21 protein-coding genes are annotated in these 25105 nt (G+C 64.2%); 8 read left to right on the forward strand and 13 right to left on the reverse strand.

What is annotated here, in order from left to right; genetic code table 11:
* Positions 1 to 7: 7 nt before the first annotated feature.
* Entirely contained in the window at positions 8 to 1111 is a 1104-nt protein-coding gene (locus AC0L2M_RS27140; RefSeq protein WP_473536362.1) for a saccharopine dehydrogenase family protein, read from the forward strand.
* A gap of 239 nt (positions 1112 to 1350) precedes the next feature.
* On the opposite strand, the gene lpdA is transcribed toward AC0L2M_RS27140, so the two are convergent.
* The 4 genes from lpdA to AC0L2M_RS27160 form a co-directional block, all read right to left on the reverse strand.
* Positions 1351 to 2748, reverse strand: coding sequence for a dihydrolipoyl dehydrogenase (gene lpdA, locus AC0L2M_RS27145; protein WP_128175393.1), 1398 nt, complete (start codon positions 2746 to 2748; stop codon positions 1351 to 1353).
* A 246-nt stretch (positions 2749 to 2994) separates the two neighbouring features.
* Positions 2995 to 4395, reverse strand: a complete 1401-nt coding sequence (locus AC0L2M_RS27150; RefSeq protein WP_473536363.1) for a dihydrolipoamide acetyltransferase family protein — start codon at positions 4393 to 4395, stop codon at positions 2995 to 2997.
* A 229-nt stretch (positions 4396 to 4624) separates the two neighbouring features.
* Positions 4625 to 5638, reverse strand: coding sequence for an alpha-ketoacid dehydrogenase subunit beta (locus AC0L2M_RS27155; RefSeq protein ID WP_027153639.1), 1014 nt, complete (start codon positions 5636 to 5638; stop codon positions 4625 to 4627).
* Positions 5639 to 5640: 2 nt separating this feature from the next.
* Positions 5641 to 6873 carry a 3-methyl-2-oxobutanoate dehydrogenase (2-methylpropanoyl-transferring) subunit alpha gene (locus AC0L2M_RS27160; RefSeq protein ID WP_128176560.1) on the reverse strand — a complete coding sequence of 411 codons (1233 nt, stop codon included), beginning with the start codon at positions 6871 to 6873 and terminating at the stop codon, positions 5641 to 5643.
* Positions 6874 to 7221: 348 nt separating this feature from the next.
* On the opposite strand from AC0L2M_RS27160, the gene holA reads away from it, so the two are divergent.
* On the forward strand, positions 7222 to 8265 hold the full coding sequence (gene holA / locus AC0L2M_RS27165; protein ID WP_473522975.1) for a DNA polymerase III subunit delta: 1044 nt from the start codon (positions 7222 to 7224) through the stop codon (positions 8263 to 8265).
* A 419-nt stretch (positions 8266 to 8684) separates the two neighbouring features.
* Here the strand turns inward: holA and AC0L2M_RS27170 are convergent, their stop codons facing one another.
* The 5 genes from AC0L2M_RS27170 to mnmE all read right to left on the reverse strand — a co-directional run bounded on the left by AC0L2M_RS27170 (position 8685) and on the right by mnmE (position 14616).
* Positions 8685 to 9569: a ParB/RepB/Spo0J family partition protein gene (locus AC0L2M_RS27170; RefSeq protein ID WP_473536364.1), complete on the reverse strand. Its 885-nt coding sequence runs from the start codon at positions 9567 to 9569 to the stop codon at positions 8685 to 8687.
* A gap of 35 nt (positions 9570 to 9604) precedes the next feature.
* Positions 9605 to 10405 (reverse strand): ParA family protein, encoded by an 801-nt coding sequence (locus AC0L2M_RS27175; protein ID WP_473536365.1) that lies wholly within the window; start codon positions 10403 to 10405, stop codon positions 9605 to 9607.
* A 36-nt stretch (positions 10406 to 10441) separates the two neighbouring features.
* The gene (gene rsmG / locus AC0L2M_RS27180) at positions 10442 to 11077 is read right to left on the reverse strand and encodes a 16S rRNA (guanine(527)-N(7))-methyltransferase RsmG (RefSeq protein WP_128171034.1); all 636 of its coding nucleotides are present in this window, start codon (positions 11075 to 11077) and stop codon (positions 10442 to 10444) included.
* Positions 11074 to 12948, reverse strand: a complete 1875-nt coding sequence (mnmG, locus tag AC0L2M_RS27185) for a tRNA uridine-5-carboxymethylaminomethyl(34) synthesis enzyme MnmG (protein ID WP_473536366.1) — start codon at positions 12946 to 12948, stop codon at positions 11074 to 11076. Before mnmG ends, rsmG begins: the two co-directional genes overlap by 4 nt.
* A 345-nt stretch (positions 12949 to 13293) precedes the next feature.
* Positions 13294 to 14616: a tRNA uridine-5-carboxymethylaminomethyl(34) synthesis GTPase MnmE gene (mnmE, locus tag AC0L2M_RS27190; protein ID WP_473536367.1), complete on the reverse strand. Its 1323-nt coding sequence runs from the start codon at positions 14614 to 14616 to the stop codon at positions 13294 to 13296.
* Positions 14617 to 14680: 64 nt separating this feature from the next.
* Between mnmE and AC0L2M_RS27195 the strand changes: the two genes are divergently transcribed.
* Positions 14681 to 16699: a thioredoxin domain-containing protein gene (locus tag AC0L2M_RS27195; protein ID WP_473536368.1), complete on the forward strand. Its 2019-nt coding sequence runs from the start codon at positions 14681 to 14683 to the stop codon at positions 16697 to 16699.
* Between the two features lie 62 nt (positions 16700 to 16761).
* On the opposite strand, the gene rho is transcribed toward AC0L2M_RS27195, so the two are convergent.
* From rho to hemE, 3 genes are all read right to left on the reverse strand, one after another.
* A complete protein-coding gene (rho, locus tag AC0L2M_RS27200) occupies positions 16762 to 18027 on the reverse strand; it encodes a transcription termination factor Rho (RefSeq protein ID WP_027153631.1) in 1266 nt (421 codons plus the stop codon).
* A gap of 380 nt (positions 18028 to 18407) precedes the next feature.
* On the reverse strand, positions 18408 to 18959 hold the full coding sequence (gene hemJ / locus AC0L2M_RS27205; RefSeq protein WP_473536369.1) for a protoporphyrinogen oxidase HemJ: 552 nt from the start codon (positions 18957 to 18959) through the stop codon (positions 18408 to 18410).
* On the reverse strand, positions 18956 to 19984 hold the full coding sequence (gene hemE / locus AC0L2M_RS27210; protein WP_473536370.1) for a uroporphyrinogen decarboxylase: 1029 nt from the start codon (positions 19982 to 19984) through the stop codon (positions 18956 to 18958). Before hemE ends, hemJ begins: the two co-directional genes overlap by 4 nt.
* 403 nt (positions 19985 to 20387) lie before the next feature.
* On the opposite strand from hemE, the gene AC0L2M_RS27215 reads away from it, so the two are divergent.
* The 5 genes from AC0L2M_RS27215 to dnaQ all read left to right on the forward strand — a co-directional run bounded on the left by AC0L2M_RS27215 (position 20388) and on the right by dnaQ (position 24254).
* Complete coding sequence (locus tag AC0L2M_RS27215; protein ID WP_023802686.1) at positions 20388 to 21209, forward strand: pyruvate, water dikinase regulatory protein; 822 nt, start codon at positions 20388 to 20390, stop codon at positions 21207 to 21209.
* A 196-nt stretch (positions 21210 to 21405) separates the two neighbouring features.
* Positions 21406 to 22005 (forward strand): Maf-like protein, encoded by a 600-nt coding sequence (locus AC0L2M_RS27220; protein ID WP_473536371.1) that lies wholly within the window; start codon positions 21406 to 21408, stop codon positions 22003 to 22005.
* Complete coding sequence (locus AC0L2M_RS27225) at positions 21998 to 22849, forward strand: shikimate dehydrogenase (RefSeq protein WP_473536372.1); 852 nt, start codon at positions 21998 to 22000, stop codon at positions 22847 to 22849. Before AC0L2M_RS27220 ends, AC0L2M_RS27225 begins: the two co-directional genes overlap by 8 nt.
* Positions 22846 to 23448, forward strand: a complete 603-nt coding sequence (gene coaE / locus AC0L2M_RS27230) for a dephospho-CoA kinase (RefSeq protein ID WP_473536373.1) — start codon at positions 22846 to 22848, stop codon at positions 23446 to 23448. The genes AC0L2M_RS27225 and coaE overlap by 4 nt, the downstream gene beginning before the upstream one ends.
* Positions 23449 to 23534: 86 nt before the next feature.
* Positions 23535 to 24254 (forward strand): DNA polymerase III subunit epsilon, encoded by a 720-nt coding sequence (gene dnaQ, locus AC0L2M_RS27235; protein WP_023802682.1) that lies wholly within the window; start codon positions 23535 to 23537, stop codon positions 24252 to 24254.
* A gap of 126 nt (positions 24255 to 24380) precedes the next feature.
* Here dnaQ and secB read toward each other — a convergent pair whose 3' ends face one another.
* Positions 24381 to 24881 (reverse strand): protein-export chaperone SecB, encoded by a 501-nt coding sequence (gene secB, locus AC0L2M_RS27240; protein WP_023802681.1) that lies wholly within the window; start codon positions 24879 to 24881, stop codon positions 24381 to 24383.
* Between the last annotated feature and the right edge of the window lie 224 nt (positions 24882 to 25105).

Raw genomic sequence — 25105 nt, forward strand, 5'->3', positions numbered from 1 at the left:
AACTGTCATGAAGAACATCATAATTGTCGGCGCCGGCAAGATCGGCTCGACCATCGCCGAGATGCTGGTTTCCACCGGCGACTATCACATAACCCTCGCCGACCGTTCGGCCGCACAGCTCGGCGCGGCCGAACTGCCTGAAACGGTCGAGACGTTAGAACTCGACATCGAAGCCGCCGGCACGCTCGAAGCGGCCCTTGCCGGCAAGTTCGCGGTGCTCAGCGCCGCGCCCTTCCACCTGACCACGCGCATCGCCGAAGCGGCGGCCAGTGCCGATGTGCATTATCTCGACCTGACCGAGGACGTCGTCGCGACCCGGCGCGTCAGGCAATTGGCGCGTACAGCCAACAGCGCCTTCATCCCGCAATGCGGGCTGGCGCCGGGCTTCATCTCGATCGTCGCCAATGATCTCGCCAGCCGCTTCGACACGCTGGAGAGCGTGCGCATGCGGGTCGGCGCACTGCCGCAATACCCGTCGAATGCGCTGAACTACAATCTGACCTGGAGCACGGACGGCGTCATCAACGAATATTGCGAGCCTTGCGAGGCGATCGTCGAAGGCGAACTGATCGAGGTACCGCCGCTGGAGGAGCGCGAGGAATTCTCGCTCGACGGCGTCACCTACGAGGCGTTCAACACCTCGGGCGGGCTCGGCACACTGGCCGAAACCCTGAAGGGCAAGGTGCGCACGCTGAACTATCGTACCATCCGCTACCCCGGCCACGCCGCGATCATGAAGGCGTTGCTCAACGATCTCGGCCTGCGCCACCGCCGCGACGTGCTGAAAGACATTTTTGAGAGCGCCCTGCCGGCGACGCTGCAGGACGTCGTCATCGTCTTCGTCACCGTCAGCGGCCGCAAGAACGGCCGCCTGCTCCAGGAAACCTACGCCAACAAGATCTACGCCAAGCGCGTCGGCGACAAGGTGCGCAGCGCCATCCAGATCACCACCGCCTCCGCCATCTGCGCTGTGCTCGACATGCTGGCCGACGGCAGCTTGCCGGCGCAGGGTTTTATCAAGCAGGAAGACATCGCGCTCGACGCGTTCCTCGCCAACCGCTTCGGCCGCGCCTATGCGCAGCACGAGATGGTTAGCCGGCTTGCGGGTTAGGTGCTCGCTGACCAGAGATCGGTGGGACAGCGCCCCCCTCTGCCCTACCGGGCATCTCCCCCACTTGGGGGGAGATTGGCCGGCATCTCCGCTTTCGCCAATCTCCAACGCTTAAAGTAGGGCGGGACGGCGAGGCTGCCGATCTCCCCCCAAGTGGGGGAGATGTCCGGCAGGACAGAGGGGGGCGCGAAGGAACTCGACCGAACGAGGTTCGAATCCGCCGTGAGGCCAGCCAGCCCTCAAACATGCAAGGCATGCCCCATCGCCTTCAGCGCCGCCTCCTGAAAACCCTCGCCTTGTGTCGGATGGGCATGGATGGTGCCGGCGATATCCTCCAGCCGCGCGCCCATTTCCAGCGCCAGGCCAAACGCCGTCGACAGTTCCGACACGCCCTGGCCCACCGCCTGGATGCCGAGCACCAAATGGTTGTCGGCGCGGGCGACAACTCGGACGAAGCCATCCTCACTCATCTTGGTCATCGCGCGGCCGTTGGCGGCGAACGGAAACAGCCCGACCTTGATCTCGCCGCCGAGCCTCTTGGCCTCCTCCGGCGACAGGCCGGCGGTGATCAGCTCCGGATCGGTGAAGCAGATGGCGGGAATTGAGCGCTTGTCCCAGCTGCGCTTGTGGCCGGCGACGATCTCGGCGACCATTTCGCCTTGCGCCATCGCCCGGTGCGCCAGCATCGGCTCGCCGGTGACGTCGCCAATGGCAAAGATGCCGCGCATCGAGGTGCGGCACTGGTCGTCGATGCGGATGAATTTGCCCGCCATGTCGAGGTCGATCTGCTCCAGCCCCCAGTCTTCGACCACCGGCTTGCGCCCGACGGTGACCAGGATCCTGTCGGCGGCGATTTTGGCATTCTTGCCGGTCGTCGTTTCGACCAGCAAGGCATCGCCCTTGCCCGACAGGCCCTTGGCCTTGGCGTTCACGAGCACCTCGATGCCGAGCTCGGTGAGCCGCTTCACCACCGGCCGGGTCAGCTCGGCATCATATTGCGCCAGCACGCGCGGCAAGGACTCGACCACGCTCACCTTGGCGCCCAGCTTGGCGAAGGCGATGCCGAGCTCGAGCCCGATATAGCCGCCACCGACGACGGCAAGCCTTTCCGGCACTTCGCTCAGCTCCAGCGCTTCGGTGGACGAGATTACCGGCCCACCGAACGGCAGTGACGGCAGCTCGACCGCCGCCGAGCCGGTCGCGATCACCACCATCTCGGCGCGGACGACCTGCATGCCAGTCTCGGTCTGGACCTCGACGGTCTTGCCGTCACGGAATTTCGCCCAGCCATGCACGGTCTTGACCCCGGCCTTCTTGAGCAGGCCGGCAACGCCGCTGTTAAGCCGGCTAACAATACCGTCCTTCCAGGCGATGGTCGCTTCGAGATCAATCGACGGCGTGGCGATTGAAATGCCGAGCGGGCTCTTGCCGCTCGCCATGTGCGAGATTTTCTCGAACTCCTCGGCCGCATGGATCAGCGCCTTGGACGGAATGCAGCCGACATTGAGGCAGGTGCCGCCCGGCTTGCCGAACTCGACGATAACCGTGTCGATGCCGAGCTGGCCGGCGCGGATGGCGCAGACATAGCCGCCCGGACCGGCGCCGATGACGAGCAGCTTGCAGGATATTTCCTTCATCATGGCACCCTGGTTGGTCGAGCCGGCGGGACAGCACCCCCCTCTGGCCTGCCGGCCATCTCCCCCTCAAGGGGGGAGATTGGCAGCTTTGGCGCTCCGCTTGGTCCTGCAACGCTGGAGATTAGCGAAAGTCGGGATGACAGCCGATCTCCCTCCTTGAGGGGGAGATGTCCGGCAGGACAGAGGGGGGCGCGAAGGATCGCTACTGCTCTCATTCTGCGCCCCTGCGATCCCCTGTTCATCATCTCAATCCACAAAAATCAGCGCCGGGGTCTCCAGCAGCGTCTTGATCCGTTGAATAAACACCGCCGCGTCCCAGCCGTCGATGACGCGGTGGTCGAAGCTGGAGGACAGGTTCATCATCTTGCGCGGCGTGAACTGGGTGCCGTCCCACACCGGCCGCACCATCATCTTGTTGACGCCGAGGATCGCCACTTCCGGATGATTGATCACCGGCGTCGTCGCCACCCCGCCCATGGCGCCGAGCGAGGTGATGGTGATCGTCGATCCCGACAGTTCGTCGCGCGCCGCCGTGCCTGACCTGGCCGCCTCGGCGAGCCTGAAAACCTCGGCGGCGCAGTCCCAGATGTCGCGTGCCTCGGCGTGCTTGACCACCGGCACCACCAGCCCCGAAGGCGTCTGCGCGGCAATGCCGATATGGACGCCGCCATGCTGGTGGACGATGCCGGCCTCGTCGTCGAACAGCGCGTTGATTTTGGGCTGGTCGGCGATCGCCTTGACCATCGCCCGCATCAGGAACGGCAGCAGCGTCAGCTTCGGCCGCTCCACGCCGCCGCGCTTCTCCTTGTTGAGCGCAGCGCGCAAATCCTCCAATGCCGTAACGTCGATCTCCTCGACATAGGTGATGTGCGGGATGCGCGACTTGGCCAGCGCCATCTTCTCGGCGATCTTGCGCCTGAGCCCGATGATCTTGATGTCCTCGACGGCCTCGTTGCGGGCGAGGCCGGAGACCTTCGCAAGCTGCGGTCCGCGCGCCAGGAAGGCGTCGATGTCCTCGTGGAGAATGCGGCCGGCCGGGCCGCTTCCCCTGACCTGTCGGAGATCGACGCCGGCCTCTTTTGCCCTGAGGCGGACGGCCGGCGACGCCAGCGGCTTTTCACCTTCGGGGCGCGGCGCGGCGACGGATGCAGGACCTCGATCGACCGCAGCACCCCCACCCCTAACCCCTCCCCACAAGGGGGAGGGGGATTCCGTCGCCGATGCAACCTCACGCTCAGAGACTTTTCCGGGCGGGGGCGGGGGCGGTGCCGATTTGGCACTGGCTTCGGCCTGGGCGCGTCCCCCTCCCCCTTGTGTGGAGGGGCCAGGGGTTGGGGTACTGCGGTCGGTGCTCTTGGCGGCCGCCTCGCCACCCGGCTCCGCAGCTGCCTTCACATTGCCCTCGCCGGCCACTTTCAAGCGTACAATGGGCGAGCCGATCGCCACCGTGTCGCCGATCTCCGCACCCAGCCAGACGATCTCGCCGTCGACTGGCGAAGGAATCTCGACCGTCGCCTTGTCGGTCATGACGGCGGCAAGCACCGCGTCCTCGCGCACGAGATCGCCGACCTTGACCTGCCATTCGACCAGTTCGGCCTCGGCGACGCCTTCGCCGACATCGGGCAGCTTGATCACATATTCGCCCATCGTCAGGTCCCCTCTACCGAAGCGTTTGCGCTGCCCCTCACCCCTGCCCATTCCGGGGCGAGCCGCTTGTCTCGCCCGTCCTTCGGACCCCCGTGAAAAACGGGGAGTTGGGGATCGCCGGCGTGGCGACCAGTCCCTTCTCCCCGTTCTGCACGGGGAGAAGGTGCCGGCAGGCGGATGAGGGGCGGCGCCACCATTGGCAATTGGTCCGAGGCTCTGCCTGCCATCGTCAGGCCTCCATCGTTTCGACGAGCGCGCGGCCGAGCCTGGCCGGACCGGGGAAATAGTCCCACTCCTGCGCATGCGGATAGGGCGTGTCCCAGCCGGCGACCCGCACCACGGGCGCTTCCAGATGGTAGAAGCAGTTTTCCTGCACCAGCGCCGACAGCTCGGCGCCGAAGCCGGATGTCAGCGTCGCCTCGTGCACGATCACGCAGCGACCTGTCCTGTTGACCGAGTCGACGATCGTCTCGAGATCGAGTGGCAGCAGCGTCCTCAGATCGATGATCTCGGCGTCGATGCCGGTCTCCTCGGCCGCCGCCTGCGCGACATAGACCATCGTGCCGTAGGCCAGCACGGTGACAGCGGCGCCCGGCCGGCGGATCACCGCCCGGCCGAGCGGGACCGTATAATGCCCGTCGGCGACCTCGCCGAGCTCATGCTTCGACCACGGCGTCACCGGGCGCTCGTGATGGCCATCGAACGGGCCGTTGTAGAGCCGCTTCGGCTCGAGGAAGATCACCGGATCGGGATCCTCTATCGCCGCGATCAGAAGACCCTTGGCGTCATGCGGATTGGACGGCACGACGACCTTCAGGCCGGAGACATGCGTGAACAGCGCCTCCGGGCTCTGGCTGTGGGTCTGGCCGCCAAAAATGCCGCCGCCGGTCGGCATCCTGACCACGATCGGGCAGGTGAAATCGCCGTTCGAGCGGTAGCGCAGCCGCGCTGCCTCCGAGACGATCTGGTCATAGGCCGGATAAACATAGTCGGCAAACTGCACCTCGACGCAAGGTTTCAGGCCGTAGGCGGCCATGCCGATGGCCGAGCCGACGATACCGGCTTCGCTGATCGGCGTGTCGAAGCAGCGGCTCTTGCCGTATTTCGCCTGCAGGCCTTGGGTGCAGCGAAACACGCCGCCGAAAAAACCGACATCCTCGCCGAACACGATGACGCGTTCGTCGCGCCCCATCGAGACGTCCATGGCGTCGCGGATCGCCTCGATCATGGTCCGTCTTGGCATGGTCAGACCCCCGCCTGCTGGCGCTGGCGTCTGAGATGCGGCGGCATCTCACCATAGACGCCCTCGAACATGTCACGCGTCGAAGGCTTGCCGCCGGCATGCAGCGTGCCGTGGCGCTCGGCCTCCCTTTGCGCCGCGATCACCGTTTCGAGGATTTCCGCCTCGGCCTGGGTGTGGCGCTCGTCCGACCAGACACCGCGCTGGATGAGATGGTTCTTCAGCCTGACGATCGGGTCGCCGAGCGGCCAGGCGTCGGATTCGGCCTTCGGCCGGTAGGCCGACGGATCGTCGGAACTCGAATGCGCCCCGACGCGATAGGTGACATATTCGACCAGCGTCGGCCCAAGATTTTTCCGCGCCCGCTCCGCCGCCCATTTGGCCACCGCGTGGACGGCGAGATAATCGTTGCCGTCGACCCGAAGCGACGGAATACCGAAGCCGAGGCCGCGGGCGGCAAATGTGCCGGAGCCGCCGCGGGCAATGCCCTGAAAGGTCGAGATCGCCCACTGGTTGTTGACGACGTTGAGCACCACCGGCGCCTTGTAGGTCGAGGCGAAGACCAGCGCCGAATGAAAGTCGGACTCGGCCGTCGAGCCGTCGCCGATCCAGGCGGCGGCGATCTTCGAATCATTGCTGATCGCCGAAGCCATCGCCCAGCCGACTGCCTGGATATATTGCGTCGCCAGATTACCGGAGATCGAGAAGAAACCATGCTCCTTCGACGAATACATGATCGGCAGCTGCCGGCCCTTCAGCGGGTCGGCCTCGTTCGAATAGATCTGGTTCATCATCGTAACCATCGGATAGCCGTCGGCGATGAGCAGGCCAGCCTGCCGATAGGTCGGAAAGTTCATGTCGCCCGGCGCCAGCGCCTTGCGAAAGGCGCAGCTCACCGCCTCTTCACCGAGGTGCTGCATGTAAAAGGAAGTCTTGCCCTGGCGCTGCGCCATCTGCATGCGCGCGTCGAAGCTGCGCAGCGTCATCATGTGGCGCAGGCCTTCCAGCAACTCGTCGTCGGAAAGCAGCCCGGCCCACGGCCCGACGGCCTCGCCGGCGCGGTTGAGCACGCGGATGATCGAAAACGCCAGGTCGCGGATATCACGCGGATCGACATCGATCTCGGGACGCGGCACCGAGCCGGCCTTGGGGATGGTCACATCAGAAAAATCCGGCGTTCCGCCCGGTCGCACCTCGGGCTCCGGCACATGGAAGCGCAACATTCCCGCATCGGCCATGACCTTCGTCCTCCCATGTTGCCCGGCCAAGATACTTGCACACCGGGAGACCAGTGCCAATTCGTCGGGCAAGGCTTCCGGCCAACCACCGCGCCGTCAGCAGCACTAGCCAGGATGAAGATATGTCAGCGAAATTTCTTGTCGATCTTGCGGCTCTGCGCGCAATTTGGCGCATGATTGCGCCGGGTTTCCCGCCAGATTGGACAAGGCCTCGGATTGAGGCTGAGCACGGCGGCCGGAGCTGCCAATCTTCCCCCTTGTGGGGGGATCACGCTCCTCAACGTTTGTCCGCAGCGATTGCCCACCTATCGTTTCACCCGGCGCCCGCATCATGCTAACCCATAACCCATGGCACAGAAGAAAGGTTACGAGGTCGATTCGTGGTTGGCGCGGCCGGACCCGCGTGTCTCGATCGTCCTGCTCTACGGGCCCGACCGCGGGCTGGTCGCCGAGCGCGCCCGCGCCTTTGCCGGCAAGACCGGCCTGCCGCTCGACGATCCGTTCTCCGTGGTCAGGCTGGACGGTTCGGAAGTCGATCGCGACGAGGGCCGCCTGCTCGACGAGGCCCGCACCGTGCCGATGTTTTCGGACCGGCGCCTGCTCTGGGTGCGCAATGCGTCCGGCCAGAAGGCGCTTGCCGACGACGTCAAGGCGCTGACCGCGGAGCCGCCGCGTGACGCCATTATCCTGATCGAGGCCGGCGACCTGAAGAAGGGCGTCGGGCTGCGCGCCATTGTCGAGGCGGCGGACATTGCCATGGCGCTGCCGTGCTACACCGACGAGGCGCGGGACATCGATACGGTCATCGACGACGAATTGCGCAAGGCCGGCATGTCGATGACGCTGGAAGCCCGCCAGGCGCTGCGCCGCAACCTCGGTGGTGACCGGCTGGCCTCGCGCGGCGAGATCGAAAAGCTGGTGCTCTATGCCCACGGCCAGAGCGAAATCGGCCTCGATGACGTCAAGGCGACGTCGGGCGACGTCTCTGGCCTGTCCTTCGATGACGCCGTCGATGCTTTGCTCGACGGCAAGGTCGGCGACTTCGACATAGCCTTCACCCGTCACTGCCAGTCCGGCGGCCAGGCATTTCTGGTGCTGTCGTCGGCGATGCGGCAGCTGCAGGCGATCCAGGCAATGCGCGGCCTGATGGACGCCGGCGGCCGCAACGCCGCTTCGGTCGTCGCCGCGGCGCGCCCGCCGGTTTTTTTCGCGCGGCGCAAGCTGGTCGAAAAAGCCCTCGAACGCTGGAGCAGCGAGGCGCTCGCCCGCGCGCTCAACCGCCTGCAGACGGCGGTGCTGCAGACCCGGCGCCGGCCGGACCTCGCGGTCGCGCTGGCCCGACAGGCGCTGCTCGGCATCGCCGTGGAGAGCGCAAGACTGGCGCGCACCTGATCTCCCCCCTTGAGGGGGAGATGTCGCCGAAGGCGACAGAGGGGGTCGCAGCGCGTGGAGCGCCGACATCTTCTTCGCTTCAGCAAGGTGCCGGCGCTTGATGTGAGGCGACCCCTTCTGGCCTGCCGGCCATCTCCCCCTCAGGGAGGGAGATCAGCAGCCTCGACGATTTCGCCAATCACCGGCGCTAGAAAAGGGAAGGGCTGGCAATCGCCGCCCCTCATTGCCCTGCCGGCCTCTTATCTGCAACGTTGGTGATTGGCGAAGCCGTCGATGACAGCCCCCTCTCCCCGTCACTATACGGGGAGAGGATGCCGGCAGGCAGGTGAGGGGCGGCGCAAACGCTGGAGCAGGTAGCCTATAAGGTCGCCGATCCTCGTCTAAAGCAAGCGGGACCCCCTAGGCTCTTTGCCGGCTAACTACTGCTCCTGCTTCAGCCGCCGGCAAAGCTCGTCGAGTTGCTCCAGCGTCCGATAGGCGACGCTGATCACGCCGCCGCGCTCGTTGTGCTCGATCGTGACGAACATGCCGAGCGTGTCGGTCATGAACTTTTCCAGCGCCCGCGTATCAGCATCCTTTTGCACCGGTGCTGCAGGCTGTCGCTTCACCGTCGGCGCACCCGCCGGCATCTGCGCCAGCGCTTCGGCCTGGCGCACCGAAAGCCCGTCCTCGACGATGCGCTTGGCCAGGCCCGCCGGATCCTGCGCCGTCACCAATGTACGGGCATGGCCGGCCGACAGCGCGCCGTCGACCAGCATGTCGCGGATCACGTCCGGCAGCTTCAACAGCCGCAGCGTGTTGGCGACATGGCTGCGGCTCTTGCCGATCACCTGGCCGAGATCGGCCTGGGTGTAGCCGTGATCGTCGATCAGCTGCTGGTAGCCCATCGCCTCCTCGACCGGATTGAGGTCGGTGCGCTGGACGTTTTCGATGATCGCCAGCTCGAGCGCGGTGCGATCGTTGACATCGCGCACGATGATCGGGATCTCGCTCAGCCCGGCGCGCTGCGCGGCGCGCCAGCGCCGCTCGCCGGCGATGATCTCGTAGCGGCCAGCCTGCGTCGGCGATGGCCGCGCCACCACCGGCTGCACCACGCCATGTTCGCGGATCGACTGGGCAAGATCGGTCAGGTCGGCGTCGCCGAAATGCCGGCGTGGATTCTTTGGGTTCGGGCTAAGGAACTCGATCGGCGCCTTGCCGTCGGCATTCATGCCCGGCTTTTCCACTACTGCCGGACGATCGATTTCGCCGATCAGCGCCGCCAGTCCCCGGCCCAGTCTTTTTCTCGAAAGGTCTTCGCTCATCGTCTGTCCAGATCGTTTCGGTATCAATTCGGCTTCTAAGCGGCGCGCAGTTTGCGCTCGCGGCGGATCACCTCGGAGGCAAGCTGCAGATAGGCCTGGCTGCCGGAGCATTTGAGGTCGTAGAGGATCGCCGGCTTGCCGTAGGACGGCGCCTCGGAGACGCGCACATTGCGCGGGATGACGGTTTCATAGACCTTGTCGCCCATATGCGCCCGCACGTCCTGCACCACCTGGTTGGCGAGGTTGTTGCGCCCGTCGAACATGGTCAGCACGATGCCCTGGATGGTCAGCTCGGGATTGATCGAGCGGCGGACCTGCTCGACCGTCTCCAAAAGCTGGCTCAGGCCCTCGAGCGCAAAGAACTCGCATTGCAGCGGCACCAGCACCGAATCGGCTGCCGCCATCGAGTTCAGCGTCAGCAGATTGAGCGACGGCGGGCAATCGATCAGCACATAGCCAAAATTCGCCGAGCGCTCGGCCGAGGCGCTCAAGGCGTTGCGCAGCCGCAGCACCCGGTCCGGCGCCGAGGCGATCTCCATTTCGATGCCGAGCAGGTCGAGCGTCGACGGCACGATCGACAGTCCCGGCACCGCCGTCGGGATCGCCGCCGCCTCCAGATCGAGCTCGCCGGTCAGCACGTCGTAGGAGGAAACGGTGCGGTCGCGCCGGTCGATGCCGAGACCGGTGCTGGCGTTGCCTTGCGGGTCGAGATCGACGATCAGCACCCGCTCGCCGATCGCCGCCAGCGCCGTGGCCAGATTGATGGCGGTCGTCGTCTTGCCGACGCCGCCCTTCTGGTTGGCTACGGTGATGATTCGGGGGCCATTCTTCATCATGGGTCTATGCCAGAAATTCATGCCGAGGTCGCCGATCTAAGTCAGTTGGCGCAAATCAGACAGTTCGAGGATGACGCCATGAGCGTCGGTCGCGCTGGCATGTTCTACCAGATCGAACGACCATCGTTGAGCGCTTTCTGCCAATTCGGTTCGGTAATCCCGGCCTTTGTGGAACAGGCCGCAGGTGCCCGTCGTCAGCCACGGCGCCGCCAGTTCGAGCAACACCGGAAGCGACGCCAGCGCTCTGGCGGTAACGATTTGAGGTGTTGAAACAAACGGATACGCGTCGTCGATGCGCCGTGCGACGACCCTGGCCGGCAGGTTGAACTGGCCGACGACCGCTTGCAGGAACGATGCCTTTTTCCGATTGCTTTCAACCAGGTCGATGCTGGCGCCGTCGCGCTCGGCAAGCAGGAACGCCAGCACCAGGCCGGGAAAACCGCCACCGGAGCCGAGATCGAGCCAGCGCTTCGCGTCTGGTTTGATTCGCGCCAGCTGCGCGCTGTCGAGGATGTGGCGGCGCCAGACGTCGCCCTGCGTCGACTGCGCCGCCAGGTTTATCCGGCGGTTCCATTTCTGAAAGACCGTCTCGAACTCTACCAGGCGTTCGAATGTTTCACGTGAAACCGGACCGGCAGCCGATTGCAGGCCCGCCCATGAGGCAGCGCTCACGCAACATTCCTTCGCGTGGCAGCCTCGGCGTTGCGGACATGCGCGACAATGATTGCCAGTGCCGCCGGCGTCATGCCTTCCATACGCTGTGCGTCGGCGATCGAGCGCGGCTGGCGCGACAGCATCTTTTGCTTCAGCTCGTTGGACAGGCCCGGAACGGAAGCAAAGTCGAGCGACGCCGGGATCAATCGGCTCTCCTCTTGCCTGATCTGCGTGACGTCGGCTTGCTGGCGGTCGAGATAGACTGAATATTTCGCTTCCGTTTCAAGGCGCTCTGCCGTTTTGCTGTCAATGCCCGCAAACTGCGGGGCGATCCGGGCCAGCCAAGCGACGTCGACGCCGGGATAGGCCAGCAATTCATAGGCCGAGCGGCGCACCCCGTCCCGGTTGATCTCCAGCCCATGACGCGCCGCTTCATTCGGGGTCATGGTGAAGCCAAGCGCAAGGTCCCTCGCATTTTCAAGGTTCTGCACGATATCGCTAAACCGTTGCATCCGCTCCTGCGAGGCTATCCCGAGCTTCATCGCCAGCGGCGTCAGCCGCTCATCGGCATTGTCGGCGCGCAGCGACAGCCGGAACTCGGCCCGCGAAGTGAACATCCGATACGGTTCGGCGATGCCACGGCTGGTCAGGTCGTCGACCATCACCCCGATATAGGCCTCGGTGCGGCTGAGCACGATCTGGTCGCTTGCCGACGTTTTGCGCGCGGCGTTGAGGCCGGCCAACAACCCCTGCGCCCCCGCCTCCTCGTAACCGGTGGTGCCGTTGATCTGCCCGGCCAGAAAAAGACCGGCGATCCGCTTGGTTTCCAGCGTCGGCTTGAGCTCGCGCGGATCGACATGATCGTACTCGATGGCATAGCCGGGCTGCAGCATCGTTGCACGTTCCAGACCCGGGATGGTCTTCAAAATGTCGAGTTGCACGTCCTCGGGCAGCGAGGTCGAAATGCCATTCGGGTAGACGGTATCGTCGTCCAGCCCTTCCGGCTCGAGAAAAATCTGGTGGCCTTCGCGGTCGCCGAACTTGACGATCTTGTCCTCGATCGACGGGCAGTAACGCGGCCCCACCCCTTCGATCGAGCGGGAATACATCGCCGAACGGCCCAGATTGGCGCGGATCAGCTCATGTGTAGCCGCCGTCGTGCGCGTGATGCCGCAATGGATCTGTGGATTGTCGATGCGGTCGGTCATCAGCGAGAACGGCACCGGGTCGTCATCCGCCGCCTGGCTCTCCAGCGACGCCCAATCGATCGTTCGTCCGTCCAACCGCGGCGGCGTGCCGGTCTTCAGCCGTCCGAGCTTGAAGCCGGCGCGGCTCATCGTCGCCGACAGGCCGAGGCTGGCCTGCTCGTTCATGCGGCCGGCAACGATCTTCTTCTCGCCGATATGGATCAGCCCGCGCAGGAAAGTGCCGGTGGTCAGCACCACGGCGCCGCAGCCAAACCGGCGGCCATCCGCCAGCAGCACCGCCGCCAGGCGCTCATTGGCGATTTCGAAATCCAGGACCTCGCCCTCGACCACGTCGAGGCCGGCCTGTTCGCGTATCGCCGCTTGCATGGCGAGCCGATAGAGTTTTCTGTCGGCTTGCGTCCGCGGCCCGCGAACTGCCGGGCCCTTGCGGCGGTTGAGCAGACGGAACTGGATGCCGGCCGCATCGGCGACGCGCCCCATCAGCCCGTCCATGGCATCGATCTCGCGAACCAGATGGCCCTTGCCGAGCCCGCCGATCGCCGGATTGCACGACATGACGCCGATCGTCTCGAAGCGCAGCGTCACCAGGGCAATCTTCGCGCCAGCGCGCGCGGCAGCACTGGCCGCCTCGCAACCAGCATGGCCGCCGCCCACCACAACCACATCATAGTGATCGGTCATTTTTAGGGTTCCAGATTCAGGTTGACCGACACATGTCCCCGTCAGGACGTGGTGTCAAGCCGGCACCTTCTCCCCGTATAGTGACGGGGAGAAGCGGGCTAGCCGCAGCAACGACGGGTCTTTTGCAACGCTGGTGATTGGGAAACCGTCGACGGTTGTGTCTTTCCCCCCGTCACTAGGCGGGGAGAAATGCCCGGCAGGGCAATGAGGGCAGCGCTAAGTCTGAAATTCGATCCCGCCTCGGGGACCGTGGATCGTTTCACGTGAAACAATGCCTTCGAGCTAATCGCGTGGTGTTTCACGTGAATCACCCAGAGCTGGCCGGCCCGCAATGTTTCACGTGAGTCATTTGCCGATGCAGAACTGCGCAAAGATGACGTCGAGCATGTCCTCGACATCGACCGCCCCAATGATGCGGCCAAGCCGATCCGCCGCCAGCCGCAATTCCTCTGCCCGCAGTTCCTGCCCGCGTCCATGCTCTGCCGCTGCCACCAGCAGGAAGTGCTTCGTCTCGTTGAGCAGTTCGACGTGCCGCAGCCGCGAAGGCAGGATCTCGCCGGCCTGGCCGACCTGCGCTGCGGCGCGACGGCCGATCTCGACCAGCAATTCCGCCAGCCCGGTGCCGTCCTTGGTCGAGATAACCGCGTCGTAGCGCGCCACAAGCGATTCATCCCGCAGCAAATCGGCCTTCGTCCCGATCCTCAAGGCCGGGACATCAGGTGGTATTGCGCCGATCGCCACCGGCTCCGCCATATCCTCGAGCACCAGCAACAGATCGGCAGTGCCGGCCTTGCTCCTTGCTCTTTCGATGCCGATCGCCTCAATCCTGCCGGGCATATCGCGCAGGCCGGCGGTATCGGTCACTCTTATGCGCATCCCCTCCCGGTCCAGCACCACCTCGAGCAGATCGCGGGTGGTGCCGGGCTCCTCGGTGACGATCGCCGCATCGCGCCGGACCAAAGCGTTGAACAGGCTCGATTTGCCGGCATTCGGCGCACCAAGAATGACGACCTCAAAGCCGTCACGGATGATTTCGGCGGCCCGGAAGCCTTGGACATGACGCTCGATCTCGCCGATCATCGCGCGGACGTCGGACCAGACCGTCTCTGCAACGGAACCGGGCACATCGTCTTCGTCGGCAAAATCAATTTCTGCCTCGATCATCGCCCGCGCATGTATCAGCCGACGGCGCCAGGCGAGGTAGAGCTCGCTCTGCACGCCTTCGGCATTCTGCACGGCAAAGCGCCGCTGCGCCTCGGTCTCGGCATTGACGAGATCGGCCAGCGCCTCGGTCTCGACCAGATCGACCTTGCCATTGAGAAAGGCGCGGCGGGTGAACTCCCCCGGCTCGGCATGTCTGACGCCGTCGAAGCCGGCGATCACCTCCAGCATCTTCGCCACCACGGCCCGCCCGCCATGGACGTGGAATTCGGCGACATCCTCGCCGGTAAAGCTGTTTGGGCCGGCAAAGAAAACGACCAGCCCGCTGTCGAGCACCGATCCGTCCGGCGCCCTGAACTGGCGATAGGCGGCAACACGGTTCTTGACCTTGGGACCAGCAATCGTTTCTACGACGAATCGACTTTGCGGGCCGGAAATGCGGATCACGGCAACCCCGGCGGGCAGGCGGCCGCTCGACAGGGCAACAATGGAATTACCTGAAATCATTTGCCGACCCCGCACAACCGCCCTAGCTTCGCTTGTTCACCAACAGATTGCCAAGTTATCAACAGTGACGTTGCCCGCGAAAAACCTGCTTGCCGAAGAGGCCAGCCCCTATCTGCAGCAGCACAGCGACAACCCCGTGCATTGGCGGGCGTGGTCGCCGGCATCGCTCGCCGAAGCAAGGGCGCTTGAGCGGCCGATCCTGCTCTCGGTCGGCTACGCCGCCTGCCACTGGTGCCATGTCATGGCGCACGAGAGTTTTGAGAACGCCGACGTCGCCGCCGTCATGAACCGTCTGTTCGTCAATATCAAGGTCGATCGCGAAGAGCGGCCGGACATCGACCAGATCTATATGGCGGCATTGTCGGCGATGGGCGAGCAGGGCGGATGGCCGCTGACCATGTTTTTGACACCGGACGGAAAACCTTTCTGGGGCGGCACCTATTTTCCGCGCGAAGCCCGTTACGGCCGCCCGGGCTTCGTCCAGGTGCTGGAGGCGGTCGACAAAGCGTGGCGCGGGAAGAAAGAAAGCGTTAACCAAAGCGCCGCCGGCCTGACCACGCATGTCGAGGCGCGGCTGGCCGGCAGCCATGCCAAGGCGGTGCTCGACCGCGACACGCTCGCGACGCTCGCCAACGGCATCGACGGTATGATCGACCGGGATCTGGGCGGGCTGCGCGGCGCGCCCAAATTCCCCAATGCGCCGTTCATGCAGACGCTGTGGCTGTCCTGGCTGCGCGACGGCGCCACAGCCCATCGCGACGCTGTCCTGCTCAGCCTCGAAAAGATGCTGGCAGGCGGCATCTATGACCATGTCGGCGGCGGCCTCAGCCGCTATTCGACCGATGCCGAATGGCTGGTGCCGCATTTCGAAAAGATGCTCTACGACAACGCACAACTCATCCGGCTGTGCAACTGGGCTTATGCGGCAACCGGCAATGAATTGTTCCGGATACGAATCGAAGACACGGTCGACTGGCTGTTGCGCGAGATGCGCGTCGAAGGCAGCGCATTCGCTGCCAGCCTCGACGCCGACAGCGAGGGCGAGGAGGGGTTGTTCTACACCTGGAGCAAGGATGAGATCGAAACCGCTCTCGGCGACGAATCAGCCTTGTTTTTCCGATACTTCACGCTTTCCGGCCCGCATGGCTGGGAGGGCAAGCCGATCATCCACCAGAGTGCGGCCCAGCAAAAACAAAGCGTCGCCGATCGCGACCGGCTCATTCCGCTCAGAGAAAAACTGCTGGCGGCCAGGGAGCAGCGCGTCAGGCCCGGGCGCGACGGAAAAATCCTGACCGACTGGAACGGCCTGGTGATCGCCGCTCTCGCCGAAGCCGGGCGCGCCGTGAAACGGATCGACTGGATAGAGGCAGCGGAACAGGCCTTTGCTGCCATTGCCAGCGCCGGTCGTGACGGTCGCCTGCCGCATTCGATGCTTGGCGCCAAGAAGCTGTTTCCGGCGCTGTCGAGCGACTACGCCGCCATGGCCAACGCCGCGATCTCGCTATTCGAGGCAACCGGCACATCGAGTTATGCCGAACTGGCTGGCCAATTCATCGCGCAGCTCGACCAATGGCATCACGACGAGGACAACGCCGGCTACTATCTGACCGCGTTGGACAGCAGCGACGTGCCGATCCGCATCAGGGGCGATGCCGACGAGGCCATTCCTTCAGCCACTGGCCAGATCATCGAGGCCATGGTCCGATTGTCGTCGCTTTCCGGCGATCTCGAAATACAGGAAAAGACCTGGAAGGTCGCCGAACACGCAGCCGGCAGGGCGGCGCATCAGGCCTATGGCCAGGCCGGCATCGTCAATGCCTGTGCCTTGGTGCTCGAGCCGTTGAAGCTGGTGTTGGTGGATAGTTATGAGAATCCAACGCTTGTTCCGGTAGCGGATCGAAATCCCGACCCGCGCCGGATCGACACGATCGTGCCGGTCGGCTCGGCGACAAACCTGCCTATCCTGCCAGGCGGCGCTTTGCCGCCAACGACCGAGCCCGGCGCCTGGCTGTGCACGGGGCAGGTCTGCCTGCCGGTGATAACGGAGGCCGAGGAACTCGAGCGTCGGTTGCGGCACGGATAGGAGAGGGATGCTGCGCCGATCCACCTTCTCCCGCAGGGGAGAAGACAAGAGGCGCCAGCCCCTTACGTATTCATCGAATCGAAGAAATCCGCGTTGGTCTTGGTCTGCTTGAGCTTGTCGATGAGGAACTCGATGGCGTCGGTCGTGCCCATCGGCGCCAGGATGCGGCGCAGCACGAAGATTTTTTGCAGGTCCTGGCGGGCGACCAAAAGATCTTCCTTGCGGGTGCCGGACTTGAGGATGTCCATGGCCGGATAGATGCGCTTGTCCGCCACCTTGCGGTCGAGCACGATTTCCGAGTTGCCGGTGCCCTTGAACTCTTCGAAGATGACCTCGTCCATGCGGCTGCCGGTGTCGATCAGCGCGGTGGCGATGATGGTCAGCGAGCCGCCTTCCTCGATGTTGCGGGCGGCGCCGAAGAAGCGCTTCGGCCGCTGCAGCGCATTGGCGTCGACACCGCCGGTCAGCACCTTGCCGGATGACGGCACCACGGTGTTGTAGGCGCGGCCGAGGCGGGTGATCGAATCCAGCAGGATGACGACGTCGCGCCCGTGCTCGACCAGGCGCTTGGCCTTCTCGATCACCATTTCGGCGACCTGGACGTGTCGCACCGCCGGCTCGTCGAAGGTCGAGGAGACGACCTCGCCCTTCACCGAGCGCTGCATGTCGGTGACTTCTTCCGGCCGCTCGTCGATCAACAGCACGATCAGGTAGCATTCGGGATGATTGGTGGTGATCGAATGGGCGATGTTCTGCAACAGCACCGTCTTGCCGGTGCGCGGCTGCGCCACGATCAGGGCGCGCTGGCCCTTGCCGAGCGGCGCCACCAGGTCGATGACGCGGGCCGAGATGTCCTTCGAGGTCGGAACGTCCATTTCCATCTTCAGCCGCGAGGTCGGGTAAAGCGGCGTTAGATTGTCGAAATGGATCTTGTGGCGGATCTTTTCCGGGTCGTCGAAATTGATCGTGTTGACCTTGAGCAGCGCGAAATAGCGCTCGCCCTCCTTCGGGCTGCGGATCGGGCCCTCGACCGTGTCGCCGGTCTTCAGCGAGAACCGGCGGATCTGCGACGGCGAGATATAGATATCGTCCGGGCCTGGCAGGTAATTGGCATTGGCCGAGCGCAGGAAGCCAAACCCGTCCTGCAGCACTTCGACGACCCCGTCACCGATGATCTCGATATCTTGGGTCGCCAGCCGCTTCAGGATCGCGAACATCAGTTCCTGCTTGCGCATGACACTGGCGTTCTCGACCTCGAGCGATTCGGCATAAGCGATCAGCTCTGGCGGTTTCTTGTTCTTGAACTCTGTGAGTTTCATTTCTTGCATCATTAGACGGACTCTGAGTGAGTAAGTATGGGGAAAATATCGGCGGGATGCGACAAATGCCGGGCGCGGCCGAAGCGATGAATGGGGCGGCGCATGACGGGAAGGAAGACCCGTCTTTTATCGTTGGTCGACCGAAAGAGCAAGCCGCTTGGAAGCGATCAATTGCGAATGTCGGCACCGCCCCTCAACCCCCTGCCGGGACCTTCTCCCCGTATAGTGACGGGGAGAAGGGGCTTGGCCGCAATCTTGGCGCACATACTGCAACCCTGGATATTGGCGAAGCCATCAATCACAGCGCCCCTCTCCCCGTCACTATACGGGGAGAGGATGCCGGCAGGCAGGTGAGGGGCAGCGCAAACGCCCGAAACAGACACAAATCGTCAAAACGGCTTCACGATGACCAGCACGACGATGACGATCATCAGCAATGTGGGGATCTCATTGACGAGCCGCCAGTGCCGAGCCGGCTTTTCGTTGCGGTCCTCGGCGAATCTGCGTACCGCGCCGGCCAGATAGCCATGAACCGCCGAGAGCCCGAGCACCGCGGCGATCTTGGCATGCAGCCAGCCACCCTGAAAACCAAAGCCTTTCCAGGCCAGCCAGAGGCCGAACGCCCAGGTGATGATCATGGCTGGATTGATGATGCCGCGCAGCAGCCGGCGCTCCATCACCTTGAAGGTCTCCGACTGGACGGAGCCTTTTTCCGCATCGGCATGATAAACCAGCAGCCGCGGCAGATAGAGCATGCCCGCCATCCACGAGATGACGGCGATGACATGGATCGCCTTTGCCCAGGGATAGAAATCATCCGGCCCGAACAGGAACAGAAGCGCCGCCAGGACGAGGAAAATGACGATGGCGATCGCTGCTCGACGCATCGCTGCACCACCGCTGCTGCCCGCACCACTGTTGGCGTTGTTCATGTCGGTCATCGATGCGCCCGCACCATCTTCACCATCGCCTCGACATGCGCGATCGGCGTTTCCGGCGTGATGCCGTGGCCGAGATTGAAGACCAGCGGCCCATCGCCCAGTGCTTTCAGGATTGCGTCGACACCGTCAGAAAGCGCCTTGCCGCCGGCCACCAGCCGCAACGGATCGAGATTGCCCTGCACAGCACCATCGCGCTGCAGTTCCTTCGCCGTCGTCAACGGCACGGTCCAGTCGAGCCCCAGCCCGGTCACGCCGGTTTTTTGGCGATAGCTGCGGTAATGGGCGCCGGCGCCCTTGGGAAAGCCGATGATCGGAATGTCGGGATGGACGGCCCGGACCTGCCTGACGATCTCCGCCACCGGCCTGACGCAAAACGCCTCGAAAGAAACTTCGTCGAGCACGCCGGACCACGAGTCAAATATCTGCACCACATCGGCGCCGGCTTCGATCTGTCGGATCAGGTAGGCAGCCGAGTGATCGGCAAGCACTTTCAGCAATTGCAGGAAAGCCGCCGGCTCGCGATAGGCAAACAGCCGTGCTGGCGCCTGGTCCGAGGTGCCGTGGCCGGCGATCATATAGGTCGCCACCGTCCACGGCGCGCCGCAAAAGCCGATCAGCGTCGTTTGATCCGGCAGTTTTGTCCGCAATCGCCTGACCGTCTCGTAGACCGGTTCGAGATTCACGTGAAACGTTTCGCCGTCGAGAGCTGCAATCTCCGTCGCCGAGATCGGCGTCAACAGCGGCCCACGGCCCTCCTCGAAGCGCACGTCGCGGCCCAGCGCATGCGGCACGACAAGGATATCGGAAAATAGGATCGAAGCATCGAAGCCGAAACGTTCGATCGGCTGCAGCGTCACTTCCACGGCAAGATCGGGATTATAGCAAAGGTCGAGGAACGATCCGGCCCGCCTGCGTGTCTCGCGATACTCCGGCAGATAGCGGCCGGCCTGACGCATCATCCAGAGCGGCGGCGGAGACAGAGCCTTGCCCTTCAACACGTCCAGCATGATGCGGTTTTCAGGCATTCAGCGCTCGCCTCTCCAGGCTTCTCTATAATTAAATATTCTATTTCTAGGAATCTTATGATTCTAAGAGTCTGTTGGTATCGGTGGTTGTCTCCTGTCCCGCCTTGCCCCGGAAAAGGCCAGCCAGCATATTGTCGCGTGCTTCTTTTGCCGGATAGGAGGAGTTTGGGGACAGTTGGAAATTCCCGACTGGGAACAATGCGTTACCGCCCGCCTGGAGAAAATGACCCTGTGGATGAGACCGAGTCGAAAAAGCCCGTCCCCGGACTTGTCCCCAGCCGCCCGACGAAGCCGGCAGCGCATCGAATTGTGGACAAACCGGCATCTGATACAGTCGCCCCGAACCGGCCGATCTTTCCGACCGACCTTATCCACATCGGCCCACAGCTTGGAACGTACCCCTGTGAACAAACCCCAGAGCTTCTTTCACCTTCACCTGATTTCCGATGCCACCGGTGAGACGCTGCTGGCGGCCGGGCGCGCGGCTTCGGCGCAATACAAGGATGCGCGCGCCATCGAGCATATCTACCCGCTGATCCGCACCGAAAAGCAGGTGACGAAAGTGTTCGAGGACATCGAGGAGGAGCCGGGCATCATCCTTTATACGGTCGTCGACCAGAAGCTCGCCCGCGGCATCGACGAGCGCTGCGCCGCCATGGGCCTGCCTTGCGTCTCGGTGCTGGAACCGGTGCTGACCGTGTTCCAGTCCTATCTCGGCACGCCGGCCGGCCGCCGCGTCGGCGCCCAGCATGTGCTGGACGCCGAATATTTCCGCCGCATCGACGCGCTCAACTTCACCATGGAGCATGATGACGGCCAGCTGCCTGCCAATATGGACGACGCCGACATTGTGCTGGTCGGCATTTCGCGCACCTCGAAGACGCCGACCAGCATCTATCTCGCCAATCGCGGCATCAAGACCGCCAACATCCCGATTGTGATCGGCGTGCCGGTGCCGGAAAGCCTGGTCAACGCCACGAAGCCGCTGATCGTCGGGCTGATCGCCACCGCCGAGCGCATCTCGCAGGTGCGCCAGAACCGCATCCTCGGCAACACCAGCGCCTACGAGCCGACCGACTATGTCGACCGCGCGGCGATCAGCGAGGAACTTGCCTACGCCCGCCAGATCTGCACCCGGCACGGCTGGCCGATGATCGACGTCAGCCGCCGCTCGATCGAGGAGACGGCGGCGGCGATCGTTGCCCTGCGGGGAAAGACACGCTAGGTTCGGGCGCTTGTGCTGTGGGCGGCCCTTTCCTTCTCCCCTTTGTGGGAGAAGGTGGCCTCGCGAAGCGAGGTCGGATGAGGGGTGTTCCAGCCTGGCACCGACGGCGATCCTTCCAACACCCCTCAACCGTATTGGCGCTGCGCGCCAATCCACCTTCTCCCACAAGGGGAGAAGGAAAGATCAGGCGAAAACCATGGCCGAAAAAATCATCCTTGCCTCCGGCAGCCCGTTCCGCAAGGCGTTGCTTGTCCATGCCGGCGTGGCGGTCGAGGCGGTTCCGGTGGCAGTCGACGAGCGCGCGCTCGAAGCGCCCTTGCAGGGCAGCGGTATCTCGCCCGAGGACGTCGCACTGGTGCTGGCCGAGGCCAAGGCCGCCGAGGTCAGCGAGCGAAAGCCGGGCGCCCTGGTGCTCGGCTGCGACCAGACGCTGTCGCTCGGCGACGAAGTGTTTCATAAGCCGGCCGACATGGAAGCCGCCCGCCGCCATCTCCTGGCGCTGTCGGGCAGGACCCATCAACTCAACAGCGCCGTAGTGCTGGCCCGCGACGGCGCAGTTCTGTGGCGGCATGTCGGCGTCGCCAGCCTGACCATGCGAAAGCTCGATCCGGCCTTCATCGGCCGCCATCTGGCGCGGGTCGGCGCCAAGGCGCTGTCCAGCGTCGGCGCGTACCAAATCGAAGGCGAGGGCATCCAGCTGTTCGAAACAGTAGAGGGCGACTATTTCACCATTGTCGGCCTGCCGCTTCTGCCTGTCCTGGCCAAGCTGCGCGAGTTCGGAGCCATCGATGGCTGAGGCCGCGAAAAAGGCCTTCGTCACCGGTCATCCGGTTGCGCATTCGCGGTCGCCGAAGATCCACGGCTACTGGCTGGCGAAATACGGCATCGACGGTAGCTACCGGGCGATCGACGTTGCGACGGAGGCTTTTGCCGAATTCGTCGAAACACTCGAGGCGAATGGCTATCGTGGCGGCAACGTCACCATCCCGCACAAGGAGGCCGCCTTCGCGCTGGCGGCGCGCCGCGACGACGCGGCCGAACAGATCGGCGCCGTCAACACGCTTTGGCTCGAGGGCGGAATTTTGTGCGGCGGCAACACCGACGCCCATGGCTTTTCCGCCAATCTCGACGAGCATGCGACGGGCTGGGCCGCAAACGGCCCAGCGGTGGTACTCGGCGCCGGCGGCGCCGCCCGCGCGGTCATCCATGCGCTCAAGCAGCGCGGCATCAGTGACATCCGCATCGTCAACCGGACGCTCGCCCGAGCCGAGGAGCTGCGCCACCGCTTCGGCGCCGGGGTCTCGGCCCACGGCACGGCGGCGACCCGCGAACTGCTTGCCGATGCCGGCCTGCTGGTCAACACGTCAGCGCTTGGCATGCATGGCAATGAAGGCCTGTCGGCCGATCCGACCAGACTGCCGGACCATGCCATCGTCACCGACATTGTCTATGTGCCGCTGGAAACGCCGTTGCTGGCCGCCGCCAAGGCGCGCGGCCTGAAAGCCGTCGACGGGCTCGGCATGCTGCTGCACCAGGCGGTGCCCGGCTTCGAGTGCTGGTTCGGCATCAGGCCTGAGGTCACTGCCGAATTGCGGCAGATGATCGTCGCCGATCTCGCGCCAGGGAGTAAAAAAACATGATCGTGCTCGGCCTCACCGGATCGATCGGCATGGGCAAGTCGGCGACGGCCAGGATGTTTGCCGAGGCCGGCGTGCCTGTCCACGATTCGGACGAGGCGGTGCATCGCCTCTACGCCGGCAAGGCGGCTCCGCTGGTCGAGGCGGCGTTTCCCGGAACGGCGAAATCCGGCTCCGTCGATCGCACGAGGCTGGCCGAGCGGGTGCTCGGTGATGCAGCTGCACTGAAACGGCTGGAAGCGATCATCCACCCACTGGTCCGCGCCGACGCCGACGCTTTCCTGGCCAGACACCGGGCCGCCGGCGCGCCGCTTGTCGTTCTCGACATCCCGCTGCTGTTCGAAACCGGCGGCCGCGACCGTGTCGACAAGGTCGTGGTGGTCACCGCGTCGCCCGACATCCAGCGCGCCCGCGTGCTGGCGCGGCCGGGCATGAGCGAGGAGAAACTGGCGTCGATCCTGGCCAGGCAGGTTCCCGACGCCGAGAAGCGTGAGCGCGCCGATTTCATCATCGACACCGGACAAGGTTTTGATGCGGCGCGCGCGGCGGTCAATGCGATCGTCGCGAAACTGGTCGGGGATAAAGCCGGCAAGCCTGCTTAACGGCGCTTGCGCCCGGCGTAATATGTTGCCAATTTGTTCCCATCATGATTCGGCTGGACTAACGCCGGACCCAACGGACTGATTCGATGCGCGAGATCATCTTCGATACGGAAACCACCGGCCTCGATTTCCGCGACGACCGCGTCATCGAGCTTGGCTGCATCGAGCTGGTCAACCGTTTCCCGACCGGCCGCACCTTCCACCACTATATCAATCCGCAGGGACGATCGATCCATGCCGAGGCACAGGCCGTTCATGGCATCAGCGCCGCCGACCTGATGGGCAAGCCGACCTTCAGCGACATCGCCGAGGAGTTCCTTGCCTTCATCGACGGCGCCAAGCTGGTCGCCCACAATGCGACTTTCGACATCGCTTTCCTCAATGTCGAATTCGGCCGGCTTGGCCACCCGGTCGTTGACCCCGGACTTGTCGTCGACACGCTGGCGCTGGCGCGCCGCAAGCATCCGATGGGGCCCAATTCGCTGGACGCGCTGTGCCGGCGCTACGGCATCGACAATGCCCGCCGCACCAAGCACGGCGCGTTGCTCGATTCGGAATTGCTGGCCGAGGTCTATATCGAGCTCATCGGCGGCAAGCAGGCGGCGCTCATCCTCGACAGCGCCACGGCGCCGGCCGGCGGCAGGAGAAACGTCGACGACATCGACATCAGCATCGGTGCGCGGCCGATAGCGCTGCCGTCTCGCCTGACCGAAGCAGAGCGCGCCGCGCACGCGAGCATGGTCGGCACATTAGGCGAAAAGGCGCTCTGGCTGCGCGTCGCCCGGGAAGCGAGTTCTGCGGCATAGCGATTTTGGCGGAGCGGCAGGGGCGTTCAGGATCAGCCGACCCGTACGATCCTTCGCTGTCCCGCCGCATCCCAAAGAAAAACCCGGCGCGAGGCCGGGTTTTTCAAACGTCACCGAGCACTCGCCTCAGCTCGCCTTGACCTTGCTGGCGGCCTGGTCCTCGGCCAGCTTCTGCTGGAACATCTGCGCGAAATCGATCGGATCGAGCATCAGCGGCGGGAAGCCGCCATTGCGCGTCGCCTCGGCGATGATCTGCCTGGCGAACGGGAACAGCAGCCGCGGGCATTCGATGAACAGCAACGGCAGCATGTGCTCCTGCGGGAAGCCGCTGATGGCGAACACACCGCCATAGACCAGCTCGACGTTGAACAGCACTTCCTTGTCGAAGGACGCCTTGGCGTTCAGCGTCAGATTGACGTCGAACTGCTTATCCGAAAGCGGGTTGGCGTTGACATTGACGTTGATGGCGATGCCGGGAGCCTTGTCGCGGCCGCGCAGCGAATTCGGCGCGCCGGGGCTTTCGAAGGAAAGGTCCTTCACATATTGGGCAAGCACGTTGAGCGAAGGCTGCGTCGCGTCGCCGTTGCCACTGGCCGCGCCGGTCGGCGCGTCGTCTTTGCTGGCCATAAGCCTTTGTCCTTTTGCCTCGGCAGCGTTGCTGACCGGATTGAAATCGGGCGTTCGCTACCATGGCCGGCATGACAAGACAAGGTTTGCGCGGCTTTGCTTTCCCTTCTCCCCTTGTGGGAGAAGGTGGATTGGCGCGCAGCGCCAAGACGGTTGAGCAACCGTGCTTCAAACGGAAGCCGGATTCCAGGGTTTGTTGGTGCGCACCATAGCGTTGAGGGTTG

The organism is Mesorhizobium sp. WSM4806, assembly GCF_055811635.1.

Coding starts and splice junctions, on each gene's coding strand:
- AC0L2M_RS27140 (WP_473536362.1), top strand. CDS start 8: ATGAAGAACATCATAATTGTCGGCGCCGGCAAGATCGGCTCGACCATC.
- lpdA (WP_128175393.1), bottom strand. CDS start 2,748: ATGAAGGAAATATCCTGCAAGCTGCTCGTCATCGGCGCCGGTCCGGGC.
- AC0L2M_RS27150 (WP_473536363.1), bottom strand. CDS start 4,395: ATGGGCGAATATGTGATCAAGCTGCCCGATGTCGGCGAAGGCGTCGCC.
- AC0L2M_RS27155 (WP_027153639.1), bottom strand. CDS start 5,638: ATGCCAAGACGGACCATGATCGAGGCGATCCGCGACGCCATGGACGTC.
- AC0L2M_RS27160 (WP_128176560.1), bottom strand. CDS start 6,873: ATGGCCGATGCGGGAATGTTGCGCTTCCATGTGCCGGAGCCCGAGGTG.
- holA (WP_473522975.1), top strand. CDS start 7,222: ATGGCACAGAAGAAAGGTTACGAGGTCGATTCGTGGTTGGCGCGGCCG.
- AC0L2M_RS27170 (WP_473536364.1), bottom strand. CDS start 9,569: ATGAGCGAAGACCTTTCGAGAAAAAGACTGGGCCGGGGACTGGCGGCG.
- AC0L2M_RS27175 (WP_473536365.1), bottom strand. CDS start 10,405: ATGATGAAGAATGGCCCCCGAATCATCACCGTAGCCAACCAGAAGGGC.
- mnmG (WP_473536366.1), bottom strand. CDS start 12,948: ATGACCGATCACTATGATGTGGTTGTGGTGGGCGGCGGCCATGCTGGT.
- mnmE (WP_473536367.1), bottom strand. CDS start 14,616: ATGATTTCAGGTAATTCCATTGTTGCCCTGTCGAGCGGCCGCCTGCCC.
- rho (WP_027153631.1), bottom strand. CDS start 18,027: ATGCAAGAAATGAAACTCACAGAGTTCAAGAACAAGAAACCGCCAGAG.
- hemJ (WP_473536369.1), bottom strand. CDS start 18,959: ATGACCGACATGAACAACGCCAACAGTGGTGCGGGCAGCAGCGGTGGT.
- hemE (WP_473536370.1), bottom strand. CDS start 19,984: ATGCCTGAAAACCGCATCATGCTGGACGTGTTGAAGGGCAAGGCTCTG.
- AC0L2M_RS27220 (WP_473536371.1), top strand. CDS start 21,406: ATGGCCGAAAAAATCATCCTTGCCTCCGGCAGCCCGTTCCGCAAGGCG.
- AC0L2M_RS27225 (WP_473536372.1), top strand. CDS start 21,998: ATGGCTGAGGCCGCGAAAAAGGCCTTCGTCACCGGTCATCCGGTTGCG.
- coaE (WP_473536373.1), top strand. CDS start 22,846: ATGATCGTGCTCGGCCTCACCGGATCGATCGGCATGGGCAAGTCGGCG.
- dnaQ (WP_023802682.1), top strand. CDS start 23,535: ATGCGCGAGATCATCTTCGATACGGAAACCACCGGCCTCGATTTCCGC.
- secB (WP_023802681.1), bottom strand. CDS start 24,881: ATGGCCAGCAAAGACGACGCGCCGACCGGCGCGGCCAGTGGCAACGGC.